Annotated in this window: 14 protein-coding genes and 1 other RNA gene; 3 read left to right on the top strand and 12 right to left on the bottom strand. The window is 38.8% G+C overall.

All coding sequences use genetic code 11. The annotated features are described in order from the left end of the window. Window positions 1-43: 43 nt before the first annotated feature. From IGJ53_RS07915 to IGJ53_RS07935, 5 genes are all read right to left on the bottom strand, one after another. Window positions 44-1,540 carry a carboxypeptidase M32 gene (locus IGJ53_RS07915; protein WP_010732660.1) on the bottom strand — a complete coding sequence of 499 codons (1,497 nt, stop codon included), beginning with the start codon at window positions 1,538-1,540 and terminating at the stop codon, window positions 44-46. A gap of 45 nt (window positions 1,541-1,585) precedes the next feature. Continuing rightward, window positions 1,586-2,752 carry a THUMP domain-containing class I SAM-dependent RNA methyltransferase gene (locus IGJ53_RS07920; RefSeq protein ID WP_002372394.1) on the bottom strand — a complete coding sequence of 389 codons (1,167 nt, stop codon included), beginning with the start codon at window positions 2,750-2,752 and terminating at the stop codon, window positions 1,586-1,588. 157 nt (window positions 2,753-2,909) lie between these two features. Then, window positions 2,910-3,277, bottom strand: an RNA gene (rnpB, locus tag IGJ53_RS07925) — RNase P RNA component class B. A 21-nt stretch (window positions 3,278-3,298) separates the two neighbouring features. Beyond that, entirely contained in the window at window positions 3,299-3,718 is a 420-nt protein-coding gene (gene gpsB / locus IGJ53_RS07930) for a cell division regulator GpsB (RefSeq protein WP_002295835.1), read from the bottom strand. Window positions 3,719-3,807: 89 nt separating this feature from the next. Continuing rightward, a complete protein-coding gene (locus IGJ53_RS07935; protein ID WP_010732661.1) occupies window positions 3,808-4,347 on the bottom strand; it encodes a DUF1273 domain-containing protein in 540 nt (179 codons plus the stop codon). Between the two features lie 63 nt (window positions 4,348-4,410). Here IGJ53_RS07935 and recU point away from each other — a divergent pair, with 63 nt between their 5' ends. Both recU and IGJ53_RS07945 read left to right on the top strand, forming a co-directional pair. Beyond that, window positions 4,411-5,058, top strand: a complete 648-nt coding sequence (gene recU / locus IGJ53_RS07940) for a Holliday junction resolvase RecU (RefSeq protein WP_002309362.1) — start codon at window positions 4,411-4,413, stop codon at window positions 5,056-5,058. Then, on the top strand, window positions 5,048-7,426 hold the full coding sequence (locus IGJ53_RS07945; protein WP_259741844.1) for a PBP1A family penicillin-binding protein: 2,379 nt from the start codon (window positions 5,048-5,050) through the stop codon (window positions 7,424-7,426). The genes recU and IGJ53_RS07945 overlap by 11 nt, the downstream gene beginning before the upstream one ends. A gap of 16 nt (window positions 7,427-7,442) precedes the next feature. Here IGJ53_RS07945 and nth read toward each other — a convergent pair whose 3' ends face one another. Both nth and IGJ53_RS07955 read right to left on the bottom strand, forming a co-directional pair. Beyond that, window positions 7,443-8,120 carry an endonuclease III gene (gene nth / locus IGJ53_RS07950; RefSeq protein ID WP_002309365.1) on the bottom strand — a complete coding sequence of 226 codons (678 nt, stop codon included), beginning with the start codon at window positions 8,118-8,120 and terminating at the stop codon, window positions 7,443-7,445. A 6-nt stretch (window positions 8,121-8,126) separates the two neighbouring features. Beyond that, on the bottom strand, window positions 8,127-8,825 hold the full coding sequence (locus IGJ53_RS07955; protein ID WP_010732664.1) for a DnaD domain protein: 699 nt from the start codon (window positions 8,823-8,825) through the stop codon (window positions 8,127-8,129). A 267-nt stretch (window positions 8,826-9,092) separates the two neighbouring features. On the opposite strand from IGJ53_RS07955, the gene IGJ53_RS07960 reads away from it, so the two are divergent. Then, window positions 9,093-10,280 (top strand): MFS transporter, encoded by a 1,188-nt coding sequence (locus tag IGJ53_RS07960; protein WP_259741845.1) that lies wholly within the window; start codon window positions 9,093-9,095, stop codon window positions 10,278-10,280. 2 nt (window positions 10,281-10,282) lie between these two features. Here IGJ53_RS07960 and IGJ53_RS07965 read toward each other — a convergent pair whose 3' ends face one another. From IGJ53_RS07965 to cysK, 5 genes are all read right to left on the bottom strand, one after another. Further along, a complete protein-coding gene (locus IGJ53_RS07965; RefSeq protein ID WP_438749999.1) occupies window positions 10,283-10,726 on the bottom strand; it encodes a MarR family winged helix-turn-helix transcriptional regulator in 444 nt (147 codons plus the stop codon). A gap of 148 nt (window positions 10,727-10,874) precedes the next feature. Continuing rightward, window positions 10,875-11,162: a DUF5960 family protein gene (locus tag IGJ53_RS07970; protein ID WP_002372384.1), complete on the bottom strand. Its 288-nt coding sequence runs from the start codon at window positions 11,160-11,162 to the stop codon at window positions 10,875-10,877. Between the two features lie 232 nt (window positions 11,163-11,394). Next, window positions 11,395-12,747 carry an NADH oxidase gene (locus tag IGJ53_RS07975; RefSeq protein ID WP_002309372.1) on the bottom strand — a complete coding sequence of 451 codons (1,353 nt, stop codon included), beginning with the start codon at window positions 12,745-12,747 and terminating at the stop codon, window positions 11,395-11,397. A gap of 271 nt (window positions 12,748-13,018) precedes the next feature. Then, window positions 13,019-13,465, bottom strand: a complete 447-nt coding sequence (locus tag IGJ53_RS07980; RefSeq protein ID WP_002289542.1) for a Fur family transcriptional regulator — start codon at window positions 13,463-13,465, stop codon at window positions 13,019-13,021. A 238-nt stretch (window positions 13,466-13,703) separates the two neighbouring features. Next, a complete protein-coding gene (gene cysK, locus IGJ53_RS07985; protein ID WP_438750002.1) occupies window positions 13,704-14,630 on the bottom strand; it encodes a cysteine synthase A in 927 nt (308 codons plus the stop codon). Window positions 14,631-14,704 lie beyond the last annotated feature (74 nt).

Consider the following 14,704-nt stretch of genomic DNA (forward strand, 5'->3'; position numbering starts at 1 on the left):
TCTAATCGATTAGATGAATTCCAGCTATCTTTATAAATAGGTTTTATTTTACCTGATATACATTGAAATATAGCTCTCTCATGTAATCGATCAGATATTGTGGATTAAGTGGTTCATGCGTTGCATCCATAATCAATTGATTTGGCTTTCTAGATGCACCATATTGATGGATATGCTCTGACATCCAATTTTTGATTGGAGAGTAATCATCTGACGCTAGAACATTTTCCACATCTATTTCTTGCTGTAAAGAATGAAGTAATTGTGCCGCATACATGTACCCCAATGCATAAGATGGAAAATAACCAAAGCTTGCACCTGACCAATGAACATCTTGTAAGATCCCTTCCACATCATTTGTTGGTCGTATTCCCAGATACTCTTCATATTTTTGATTCCATATCTCAGGTAATTCAGCAACATCTACCCCTTCATTGAAAATCATTTTTTCGATTTCATAACGAATGATGATATGGAGAGGGTAAGTCAAACTGTCTGCCTCGATACGAACCAAACTTGATTGTGTATGTTTCAATGAACGATAAAACTTGTCAAAAGGAATATCATCGAATGTTCCTTCTGCACATTCCTGGAAGAAAGGATATTGCTTTTTCCAGAAGCTGTGACTACTTCCCACAATGATCTCATTAAACAACGATTGTGATTCATGAATACCCATTGATGTGCCTTGATAAACCGGTGTATAAGCATATTTATCATCGATGTCTTGTTCATACATTCCATGACCAGCCTCGTGGATCACTCCAAAAACAGCCATTTTGAAATCTGTTTCGTTCCAGCGTGTCGTGATCCGTGCATCATTTGGATTGATTCCAGTCATAAATGGGTGGACAGTGTCATCTAGACGACCACGACTAAAATCATAACCAAGTTGTTCGATCACTTTTACTACAAATCTCTTCTGTTGTTCCTTTGTCATTCTCCGATTTAAGAAGTCTGTTTCAGGTTCCGTCCCTTTTTCTTGGAGCGTACGGCGGATCGTAAGAATTCCTTCTTTGAGTTGATCAAATACCTTATCGAGGATTTCAACAGTCATCCCAGGTTCATATTGGTTCAGCAAAACATCATAATCTGTCTTTTCTTCTTTTTTCCAATAAGGTATCAATTGTTTTGTCAATTCGATATTTTGGTCCAATGCTTCTTGAAAATCAGAAAACTGTTGTGTTTCTCTAGCTTTTTGCCATTGACCATGAGCGGAAGAAACAGCAGCTGTATATTTTCTCATGAGATCTTCCGGTACGCGATATTCTAAATCATACTCTTCTTTTACTTTGTCAAAAACGGACGTTCCGACTTCCGATAATTCTTCCGGATGTTCAGAAAAATAGCGAATGGCTTCTTTAATTTTTGGACCGATCTTTTTTGAAAAATAAATACTGTAAAGATAGCTATCTACTTCACTCCGGTATGCACTAGCTTTTTCTGGCATACCTGTTTGTGTATCCCAATCGAGGATTCCTAAAGCTTGTTGTAGAAGATTGATTTCTTTTACTTCTTGTAAAAACTCTTTTTCTTTCATTCCCTATTCCTCCAAACATCCAATTGAATGAATCAATTAGTCAGATTATTCGTCTTTCTCTTTTTTTCTAGGCGGACGAGTTCCCCAATACTGGAACAGATCCGTACGCAAAGCACCATTATACAATTTTCTTTTTTTGGTTGCTTTTTGTCCGTAAAATTCCTCAAACGCTAAGTCGCTAGTCAAGATATATTTACTCCATGTTTTTAATGGACGGAATACATCGCCCATTTCTTTATATAATTTTCGAACGGTTTCTTCTTCTCCTAGTCGTTCTCCGTATGGCGGATTAGCAACGATGACCCCATATTCTTTATCTGTCTTGAAGTCTTTCACTGCTTGTTGTTTAAAGACAATCGAAGAGCCTAGTCCGATTTCTTCTGCATTGGCTTTGGCAATTTCAATCATCCGTCCATTGATATCTGAACCAGTAATATCTAATTCAATATCATAATCTGCTTTTTCTTCTGCAGCTGATCGAACATTTTCCATGATTTCCTGACTGAACCAGTCCCAAGATTCGCAAGCAAACTCGCGATTGAATCCTGGTGCGATATTATGACCTATTAAGGCTGCTTCAATACAAAGCGTACCTGAACCACATACAGGATCATAAAATGGACGATCTTTCCGCCAATTTGTCAGCATCACAAGCGCGGCCGCCATGTTTTCTTTCAATGGTGCACCACCTTTTTCTAAGCGATAACCACGTTTGAATAAACTTGGTCCTGTCGTATCCAAAGTTACCATCACATGGTCTTTCAGCAAAGCTACTTCCAATTGGAAATGTGCGCCTGTTTCCGTCAGCGGAACAGAAGCTGGACGATGATAATACGTGCGAAGACGTTCAACGATTGCTTTTTTTGTGATTGCCTGGCAATCAGGTGTACTATATAGTTTCGATTTGATTGATTTTCCAGCTACAGGGAAAGCTGCATCTAGTGGAAGAAAATCTTCCCAAGGCAATGCTTTTACGTTTTCAAACAATTCATCAAACGTATACGCATCGAATTCCCCAACCACGATTTTTACTCGATCTGCTGTACGTAACCATAAATTAGCTGTAGCGATCGTTTCCATTGTTCCTTCAAATCGTGCACGTCCGTTCTCAACTTGGCATTCAATTCCAAGATCTCTTAATTCTTTACCAACCAGCGCTTCGAGACCGCTTGCCGCAGTTGCGACGAGGTTGAACTTCCTGTTTTTTTCCATACATAATCTCCTTATTTATAAAAAAAGGGGGGTGGGACATCAGTCAGTCCTACCCCACGCTTTTACTCAAACTCCGAATAACCGGTGACACAAAAGTCTGTTTTGTAATAAGAACAAAATACTTTTGTCACGACCTTATTCCCTGATGTTTGCGGTTTTCTATAAGCCATGTTCTGTACTTTGCTTTTCCAGGGAGAAAAAGCAAAGCGGTAACCATCTATCTGCAGTTGTACTGCCTTTTTGTCTTGTTCTTCTTCCAGACAAAAAGCGCCCCTACCATTGTTTGGGTTGCTCGCTCGAGGGGTTTACCGCGTTCCACCGGATGGGTTTCCCCAGCCGCTTCGTCACTGTGGCACTTTCAAGGATACTTAAGCATAGCCGAAGCCTTAGCTTGTTTTCCTGCCGTTACTCCAAAGAGTACCTTAGCTTATGGTTTCGCTAAGCACGAACACTACAGGCATCACAGCCTGTGCGAGCATGGACTTTCCTCAGCCTGATCAAGTCAGACCGCGATTACCCGAAAACCGCAAATTCATTAGTCAAAAATTAAAATTGACGTGTTTTTTCATTATCATCTAAGCTTGTATCTGCATTTGTGTAGTTATTTGGATTAGGTTGTGCTGGTTTGACTGCACTTGCTTGTTGATCAAGCTTTTTACCGAATACTTCACGTTCAAGGTTTGACAAGCGTTTTAAGATATCGAAATTGGTTACTGCTGCGCTCTTCGGTGCTTCTGTTTGTTGCACACGTGTTTGAGCTGCTCCTTGAGTTTTAGATAATTGAGCTACTTTTGCACTCAATCGATCGTTTTCTTCTTGTAAAGCAAGGAGTTCTTTGCTGTAAGTTTCATAATCTTTGATGATATTGTCTAAGAATTCATCAACTTCAACGGGATCATAGCCGCGCATTTTTGTTTTGAATTCTTGTTGTAAAATGTCTTTAGGACTATAAACCAAATTCGCCATATTTACACCTCTAGTTTTCATTTACGTAATAACATTTCTACCTTTTTCATTGTATAGGAAAAAAGTTGATAAATCAAACACAATATCGATTATTCACTAAAATTTTGAAGATCGTCCATACTGATCAGCCGAATTTCGTAGGGATGATCTGCTTGGTAATTCTGTGCATCTTCAAAAAAATACTTCGTTTTCCCAGGGAATTCTTCATCATAGATCAGCAGACAGCCTACTGTATGTTCAAGTATAAAGCGAGTATGATTCTTTAGCTGACTAGGGGATTGGTAGGGTTGATGGCTAACAGCTTCGACATAATCTGCTAATTGTTCTGCTAATTGTTTTTTCTCTTGGTTCCCTTCATTCCAGTTATTACCAAAATCAGCAAAAGGATACAAAATACCAAGGGCAAGTTCCGGATATTCTTCTTTCAATTCCGCTACCGTTTGCACGGTCCATAGTTCAACGCCCAAATTCCCACTGACAAGTACCCATTCCAACCCTTCTTCTGCTAACTGACGGAGTTCCCTTTTTAAAACATTTTTAACAACTTGGATTTTAGGGTCATTTTCTTTAAAAACACCGAGTTCGAAACTTCGATACCCAGACACATAGATTACTTTTGACTTATCCATCTCAGATTCCTTTTCTTTCTATCTGCTTTTTTGCTATAATGTGGCCTAGGAGTGTGATTAAAGATGGTATTGCGCTATCCAAACGGCCAACCTTATTATAAGAATGCCTCTCCCGTCGAAAAAATTCAAGAAAAAAGAAAACAAATCACCGAATTCGGCAATCGGGGGATGCGCTTTGAAGAAGCAATCAATGAAAGTAATGAGTATTATCTTTCCCGCGGGTTGGCAGTTATCCATAAAAAGCCTACCCCTATCCAAATCGTGAAAGTAGACTATCCTAAGAGAAGCGCTGCTGTGATCAAAGAAGCCTACTTTACCCAAGCCTCAACCACAGACTATAATGGCGTCTATCGAGGCTTTTACTTGGACTTTGAAGCAAAAGAAACCAAGAACAAAACATCGTTTCCCTTTAAAAACTTCCATGCCCATCAAATCGAACACATGAAAGCATGCCTCGAACAAAAAGGAGTCTGCTTTGTCTTATTATGGTTTTCGACTTTGAAACGCTGTTTTTATTTGAATAGTGTTCATTTGATTGCTTACTGGGATGCCCAAAAGGAAAAAGGACGCAAATCACTGCCTTTATCTTTGATCGAAGAACTAGGAATAGAGATCAAAACTGGTATTTCTCCGCGGATTCCTTATTTGGACGCGGTTGACTTCTATTTATCAACATTATCTATTGAAGGAGAAAGCAAGAATGGCAAATGAACAAACTAGAAGCTCTAGACGACAGAAACAGCCTACTCCTAAAAAGAGTGTGAAGAAGAATTCTGGCAAAGGTTCTGGGAAGTCTTCTGGACCACATAAAAAAGGATTGTTTATCAAGATCCTTTTAGGCATCCTCTCGTTTTTCTGTATCCTCTTTTTAGCAGGTGTAGGACTGTTCTGGTATTACGCAAAAGATGCACCCGAATTGACAGATAAAAAATTAGACGCTACCGTATCTTCCAAATTATATACACAAGATGGTGAATTATTCGAAGATCTAGGTGCGGAAAAGCGAGAAAAGATTTCTGCAAATGAATTACCGAAAACATTGGAAGATGCGATCGTGTCAGTAGAAGATCGCCGTTTTTATAAACATATCGGGGTTGACCCTATTCGGATCATCGGTTCTGCCCTTTCTAATTTCACCTCTGGCGGTCTACAAGGCGGAAGTACTTTGACACAACAATTGATCAAACTGTCCTTCTTCTCCACCAGCGCCGAGGATCAGACTCTGAAACGTAAGGCTCAAGAAGCGTGGATGGCTGTAAGATTGGAACAGAAAAAATCGAAACAAGAAATTTTGACCTACTACGTAAATAAAGTGTACATGTCAAATGGTTTGTACGGGATGGAGACAGCTTCTGAGATGTACTTTGGTAAGAAACTATCAGAACTTTCTTTACCACAAACAGCATTGCTTGCTGGAATGCCACAAGCCCCTTCTGCCTATGATCCTTATGTTTATCCCGATCAGGCGAAGAAAAGACGAGATACTGTTTTGTATACGATGCTTCAAAACGAAAAAATCTCTCAAACAGAATATGATCAAGCTGTTAATGTACCGGTAACGGATGGTTTGCAAGAGCTGACTCAATCTGATGACAACACTAAGATCGTCGATAATTATGTCAAAGAAGTCATCAATGAAGTACAAGAAAAAACAGATAAGAATGTCTACACAGACGGTTTAGAGATCTATACGAATTTGGATCTGGATGCTCAAAAGAAACTATATGATATCGTCAATACGGATCAGTATGTCTCTTATCCAGACGACGAGATGCAAGTTGCCTCCACGCTTATCGACACAAATACTGGGAAAGTCAAAGCCCAGATTGGCGGGCGTCACATCGCAGAAGACGTGACTTTAGGCAACAACTTAGCAGTGAATACTTCCCGTGATTTTGGTTCTACGATGAAACCTGTAACAGATTACGGACCAGCTTTTGAATATTTGAAATATTCTACTGGAAAAACTATTACTGACGCACCGTATAACTATGAAGGTACTTCTACACCTGTAGGAAACTGGGATAATCAATATATGGGCACCATTACTTTACGCCAAGCACTTTACTTATCCCGTAATGTTCCAGCAGTCAAATTATTCAATGAAGTTGGTTCAGATAAAGTGGCTTCTTTCTTAAAAAATCTTGGGATCGAATACAGTACGATCCATCAATCGAATGCGATCTCTAGTAATACGGAAGAACAAGATGGGACAAAATACGGAGCTTCTTCCTTAAAAATGGCAGCAGCCTATGCGGCTTTCGCCAATGGAGGAACCTATTACAAACCTCAATATGTTAATAAAATCGTCTTCCAAGACGGTACAGAAGAAACTTATGAACCAGATGGAAAAACAGCCATGTCTCCAGAAACAGCTTATATGATCACAGATATTTTAAAAGATACAATCACTGAAGGTACTGGTACGAATGCGCAAATCGCTGGGTTATATCAAGCCGGTAAGACCGGAACATCAAATTATACAGATGACGAGTATGCGAAACTTGGTATTTCTTCTGGTGTATATCCAGATATCCTATTTGCGGGCTATACACCAAATTATTCGATTTCCGTGTGGACAGGTTACAACAAGAAAATGACACCTGTCACTTCAGAATCGTCACACGTGGCCTCTGATGTTTATCGCGAGCTTATGCAGTATGTTTCAGCTAACGTGACAAATACAGACTGGGAGATGCCAAGTGGCTTGATTCGTGTGGGCGGTGAACTGTACTATAAGGATCAATATACAGTGAAATCAAGCACAGTTGCGCCATCAACAACTATTCCTTCTTCCAGCTATGTCCAGACTCCTGGAAGTTCAACAACAGAGACGACGACTCAAACTAGCACTACTAGTCAAAGTGAATCAACCGCTGAGTCGTCAACAGAAAGCACGACAGCAGAGACAAGTGAGCCAGCGTCATCAACGACGGTTCCTTCTTCTTCATCTGAAGAAAGCTCGACGCCGTCTTCATCTGCTCCTCCTGCTTCTTCTAGTGAGCCAGTAACTAGCGGAGCGGATGCTGCAAATGACCATACACCATCCAGTAGCACCTCAGCTTCTGGAAACAGATAGAAAAAAGAAACCACGTCTACAGGCGTGGTTTCTTTTTTAGCGTCTTTTCTTTTAGGCGCATCCGATTTTTCCCATCTTGACATATTGATAGCAAAGGACACACCTCACACTTAGGATTTCTTGCTGTACAATGATATCTACCGAAAAAAATCAGTGTATGATGTGTCTTTACCCATAATTCTTGCGGCACTTTCCGCATCAGTGTTTCTTCTACTTCCATGACCGAGGCATCTAGTTTGCAGATCCTCAGTCGTTTTGAAACACGCTCAACATGGGTGTCTACTGCGATTGCTGGTATCCCGAATGCATCTCCTAATACGACATTTGCCGTTTTTCTACCCACGCCAGGAAGTGACATCAATTCTTCTCTTGTCGTTGGTACTTGTCCGTCGAAACGTTCAATCAGCTGCTGCGCACACGCTTTGATATTTTTTGCTTTGTTACGATACAAACCAATCGTTTTTATTTTGAGGATGATTTCATCGATTGAAGCATCTGCTAATGCATCAGGTGTTGGGAAGGAGGCAAACAAATCTGGCGTTGCTTTATTTACTGATACATCTGTCGCTTGGGCACTTAAGATCACTGCAATCAATAACTCAAATGGATTATTGTGTTTCAGTTCTCCGTGTGCTTCTGGGAACATTTCATACATCGTTTCTAGAGCTTCCATTGTCTTTTGTTTGCTTAACATATTCTGCTACTCCTCCAACCAATTTTTAAGCGAAACTTTTGGCAATTCTTCTTGTTGAGTTGGCTGCTCTACTTCTTTTTGAAGAAGTTGCTGTTTTCTTCGTTTTTGGTCTTCTTCTACTTGCTGTTTTGTACGTAGATTTTTTCTTTCCCACGATAGCAAAATACGGTCAACGTAATTAAAACTATAAGCCTGATTCAATACGGCTTCCCGCAGTGCTAGCTTCAAAATTTCCGGCTGATAATGGTCTTCTTCTAGCCATTGTCCAATCCGCTGGAACTCGATCGAAGAAAGCGGGCGTCCAAATTCTTGTTCAAATAATTGATACACTGACTGGATTTCTTTTTCTTGTGTTTTTTCTTCGTATTTTTTTTCTTGTGTTTTTAAATACTCACCTAATTGATCATAGATGGGGTAAAGATTATATCGATCTGCTTTTTTACCGTTGACAATCGTCGTTTCTATCTTGATAAATCCATTTGTTACGAGACGATCCAGTATTTTAAAAATCTGATCTTGTTTGATTCCCATATCCATAGCAATCATCTGCAAATCAGGGAAAGTATCTCCTTCAAGCTGTGCCATGTGCAACTGTAGAACAAATAAAAATTCTTCAGATTGTAGACCGATCCTATGATAATTTTTAAGTAAAAGATTAGATATGACTGTTTGTCCAGCGCTTAAGTAATTTTCTAAATTCAACATGATTTCTCCTCCGCTCAATCACAGTATACGTAAAAAAAACATGGGAAGCAAGAACAGGTTTCTTTTCTATTTACTTCACTGATCGGTCAGATTTACAGTGTCGTCTACTTGATTTTTGTTTGTTCATGTTTTTGATGCGCATCTTCACTTTTCGGAATAAATAAATTAAGTAGATTTTGCTGTTCCTTAGAATGTTGACAAGGAAACAAAATTGCTATACACTATTTTTGTTTCCAAGTTAACATTATTCCATAAAGGAGTTTTTTAATGTACAGTTTCACAAATAAACATTCTAAAGTTTTTGGATACGTCTCTGTCTTATTCACTGGATTAGGATTTACTATCGTCAGTCCTGTACTTCCGTTTTTAGCGCTGCCTTATTCCCACTCCGTACATCAGCAAGCTTTCTATATCACTTTGCTCATGTCTATTTATGCTCTAGCTGCCTTCTTATCTGCCCCCATTCTCGGTAGCTTAAGTGATCATTTCGGGCGTCGTCCGATCCTTATTATCAGTTTATTAGGATCAAGTATTGGATATTTGATTTTTGGTTTAGGAAATTCGATATGGATGTTGTTCCTTGGTCGTATCATTGAAGGATTGACGGCAGGAGAAATCTCCACCTTATATGCTTACTTTGCCGACATTACGGAACCTAATGAAAGAACCAAAGTTTTTGGATGGATGGGTGCTTTAGTCGGTATAGGAACAACGCTTGGTCCTATTATAGGGGGGCTATTAGCTGAGTTGGGGAATTCTGTTCCTATATTTATCGGCGCTCTCTTTACTTTCTTAAATGCCGTTTATGGCTACACATTTTTGCAAGAAAGCCTTCCAATAAAAAAACGTTCAGTAGATTTAAGTTTCTCCCATGTAAGACCTTTTCACCAATTACAACAATTATTCAAGATTTCATCCGTTATTCCTTTATTGACAGCAGGTTTTGCTGTTTGGTTAGCAGCTGGCTCTCTTCAATCTATCTTTTCTCAATTTTCGATTGACGCCTTTCAGTGGAAGGCTGGGTTGGTTGGTTTAAGCTTCTCTTTGATTGGAATCTTGGATATTGTCTCGCAATTGTTCATTATGACTCGATTGCTCAAAAAATTTTCAGAACAGCAGATCACAAGAATAGGGATGTTCAGTGAAATCCTCGCCTATCTATTCATCACATTATCTGGAATTCTTCTACTGCCGATTTTGTTTTTATTTGGGATTATCTGTTATGGTTTCGGCGATTCTATTTTTACTCCTGTATTCAATGGACAACTATCCAATTCTGTCTCAGATAACCAGCAAGGTCTTGTAATGGGCGGTACCCAAAGTATACAATCTCTATCGCGCGTCATCGGCCCGCTAATCGCAGGGCAACTTTATGCTGCAGCACCATTTCTTCCGACGATATTCGGGTTTTTACTTATGATCTTTGCCTATTATTATTACAATATAAAACATTAGTTTCATTTGCTTCTTCGTATAAATTCTCTGTATCGACCGATAAAACGAAATACTGTGTCAAATTCTTCTTTTGACATATTTTCAAATACAGCAGCATCTCGCTGTACCCATTTTTGATGGAGCTGCTCATGTCTATTCCTTATTTTTTGTCCGATTGGCGTCAATTGAAAATAGATTTCTTTTTTATTCTCTTCGCTTTGATAAGTGTTTATGATCCCTCTGGCTATCAGTTTTTTTGTTAGCTTACTGATGGCTCCTCTAGTCATATAACTAGCATTCGCTAATTTTGTCACATTAGAATCAGGGACTTTCCCGATATGTTCAATCACTTCTAGTTCATTTAGCGTAAATCCTACAAATTCTTTTTCCATTTCTGGTTTATTACGATGAATCATCTCATTAGCTAAATCCAGATATTCTTCTATTAGCAGCTGTCTTTTATCCATTTCTACACCTTCTTTTTCTTTCATTATATTATTTTTTTGTTTCCTAAACAACAAAGCTAAAAGGATTTTATAGTAAAAATGAGAATGAAATCAAGAAAAAAGGGTGTTGACAAAAATGTCACAACCCTTTTTTCCGAATAAACGGTGTTTAAACATCATCTTCTGTTTCTAGTTCATACGGCTGTCCTTCATATGTGTACTCCGTATTCAATGTGCCGTCATTTTCATCTGAGTAGATGCGTCGACTGAAAGGAAAACGATGAGAAGCATTATCTTTCGCATCTTCTGCTGGCATCGTATAATATTCCTCTTGTGTTTCATTCAATTGAGAGAGCACTTGCTCCGCCAACTTATCTATATTGATCGTCGACTCCTTCGCAACATTTTTATAATCTTCTAAAAATGCATCTTGTTGGACAAAATATTCTTTATTCATCTTCTTTCTCACCTTTCTTTTCAAGTTCAAGTAAAACTGCTTGTTCTTTTATGTAACAGCTTTATCTTTGTTGCTTATTGTGACAAAAAATGCGAAGAAAGACAACTAATTGCACTTTTCACAAAAAGACAGAGGGTCGTGACAAAAAACGCGTCACAACCCTTTTTCCAAAATAAACGGTAATCAATCAAAGCTAAACAGCTTTTTCATAACCGCTCTCGTCTGTCTTTCTTTATTGTGCTGTTTCGATTTCGCCTAGCGCTGCTTGTGCAAGTAGGTTCAAGTAATTCCAAGGACGGTCAAAATGTGGTTGGAAGAAGAAGTCTGAAAGAGCAAGATCTTCTACAGTCATTTTATTTTGAACAGCTAAAGACATAGTATTTGCTGATTGCGTAATGTCGTATTTAGACATGAACTGAGCACCAACGATACGATTTGTGCCTTTTTCATAAACTAACTCCATCATTACTTTTTCAGTAGTCGGCATGAACTCTGGACGATAATTGTCTTCAAATACCGTTGCTTGGACTTCTAGATCGTTCAATGTTGCGCTTTCTTTGGTCACTCCTGTCGAGCCAATCGTCCAGCCAAATAGATAAAGTCCTGAAGTTCCTTGAGTCCCACGATATGCCATTTTATGCTCTGTCAAGTTATTTCCTACAAGCAATCCTTGGCGCACGGCATTTGTTGCCAGAGGAATATAGTTTTGTGTGCCACTTGGATTGTAGTTGACTACTGCTGAATCTCCAGCAGCAAAAATGTCTGGATCACTTGTTTGCATGTATTCATTTACTTTGATTGCCCCGTTTGGCAGTGTCTCTACTTTTCCTTCGATCAGTTTTGTATTTGGACGGAAGCCCACACATAAAATGACCATATCTGTATCAAATGTATCTGTTGGTGTAGCTACTTGTTTCACTTTTCCTTCTTCATCTGTGATGAATTCAGTAACATTTTCACCTAATGCAAGAGTGACACCGCGGTCTGTCAATTCTTTTTCTAAGATATCCGTGAATGGTTTATCTAGATATTTGTTCAAGATGCGATCTAACCCATCAATCAATGTTACTTGTTTTCCAGATTCGACAAAAGCTTCGACTAATTCAATACCGATATACCCACCACCAACGATTACTACACGTTTTGCTTCTTTCGCTTGTGCAATGATTTCATTTGCTTGGTTGTAGTTTTTGCATAGGAGTACATTTTTTGCATCAATTCCACTAATCGGTGGGATGATAGGCCATGAACCAGTTGTCATTACTAATTTATCATAAGAAACCGTTTCTGTTTCTCCTGTTTTCAGATCTTTTGCCGTCACTGTTTTGTTTTCTGTATCGACGTCTGTTACATCGTGTTCCATTTTAACTGTTGCTCCTAATGAAGATAATTCTTCAGGGTTTGAGTAGAACAAGCCTGCTGGGTCTTTTACTACTCCGCCGACATAAAGTGCAATACCGCAAGATAAGAAAGAAATATTGTCATTTCTTTCATATACTGTCACTTCTGCTTCTGGATGATTTTTTAAAATACTTTTTACAGCTGCAGTACCTGCATGAGTACAGCCAATTACTACTACTTTCATTTATGGTCCCTCCGATTAACATTTTGTCCTTCGACAAAATTACTATAACAGAAATAAAACGGATACAACAGTTTAATGCTTGTGAATTCACAAAGGTTTATTTGTAGTTTTACTCATTTACAATCATAGAAATTCATTGTTAGCAAGGTTCTAATTGTGATAACATTCACTTTAACGTTTGTGTTTGTGAACAAAAGACAAAAAAATAAAAAAAGCTAGCGTTTTTTTACGCAGCCAGCTTTTTTAGGTGTAACACTTGTAGAAACTGTTTTTACATTTGTGCCTTTTTCGCTGATTCTTTACAGTCTGGACAAAGTCCATACAATTCCAACCGATGTTCGTTAATCTCAAAATCAGTCAGCCTACTCGCAGCCATTTCTATATCTTCTAACCCTGGGTAATGAAAATCAACGATCTTACCGCAGTTTTCGCAAATCACATGATAGTGACGCTTTGAGCTGAAATCAAAACGGCTAGAAGCATCGCCGTACTTCATTTCTTGAACAAATCCAATCGAAGTAAACAGACGAAGATTGTTGTAAACGGTCGCAACACTCATGTTTGGGAAACGATGTTCAAGTGCTTTATAAATCTCATCAGCTGTTGGATGGGAATGATGTTCAATCAAATATTCTAAAACCGCGTACCGTTGAGGTGTGATTCGAATGTTCTCTTTTTTTAACTTTTCGATAACCTCTTCGACTAACTTATTTTCCATGTAAACACCCCACGTTGTTATTCTCGTCTTATCATACTATTTTTACATTTTAAAATCCACTTAACATGAAAAGAAAATTCAATTTTATTGTATTTTAATGAAAAAAAGACGTAAAACAGTCATGTTCACCATTCTACGTCTCTATTCAACTAACTCTTTTCTTATCATAGATTTTTGTGTTTTCTTTTCATCTGTAAAAGCCTTCCACATAAACCTATTTATAGAGAAACAAGTTTACTTACATTTCTTGGTAAAGGGCTGTAGATAAATAACGTTCACCATTGTCGGGAACGACTGCTAATACCTTTTTGCCTTTCCCTAGTTCTTTTGCGACTTTTAATGCAGCAGCAATTGCAGCGCCAGATGAGATACCAACTAAAATTCCTTCTTTTCGTCCGACTTCTCTAGCTGTTTCCATCGCTTCGTCTCCAGTCACGGAAAGGACTTTATCATATACAGAGGTATCCAGTGTTTTAGGAACAAATCCTGTACCGATCCCTTGGATTTTGTGAGGACCTGCTTCTTTTCCTTCTAAAATGGCAGATTCTGCCGGTTCTACCCCAACTAATTCGATCTTTGGATACACACGTTTTAATTCTCGGCCAACGCCAGTGATTGTCCCGCCTGTCCCGATACCTGCGACAAAAGCGTCCAATCCATTTACTCCAAAGGCTTGATGAATCTCTGGACCAGTCGTTTTTTCATGTACAAGAGGATTTGCTTCATTTTCAAATTGTAATGGTAAAAAGTAGCCATTTTCTTTTGCCAAACGTTCTGCTTCTCTAATGGATCCAGAAATACCATCCACACCAGGCGTCAGAATCAACTCTGCGCCGTATCCTTTCATCAATAAACGTCTTTCGATACTCATCGTCTCAGGCATCACGATAATGACTTTATATCCTTTCGCGACTCCTACCATCGACAATCCGATTCCTGTATTTCCGGAAGTAGGTTCAATGATGGTATCTCCTGGTTTCAGTAATCCATCATGTTCCGCTTTTTCTATCATACTTAGAGCAATCCGGTCCTTTACACTTCCTCCTGGATTAAAAAACTCAAGTTTCACAAATACATCTGCTGAATCTTCTGGTACGACTTTATTTAATTTGACGATTGGCGTTTTACCAATCAATTCGGTGACTGAGTTATAGATAGCTGTCATCTTCAATTCCCCCTTGTCTTTGCTCTTTCCTACTTATCATAATACAATCTGTTCATTTCTGGCGAGTGATTCGT

Source organism: Enterococcus sp. DIV1283b (genome assembly GCF_051710965.1).
Classification (GTDB): domain Bacteria; phylum Bacillota; class Bacilli; order Lactobacillales; family Enterococcaceae; genus Enterococcus_B; species Enterococcus_B lactis.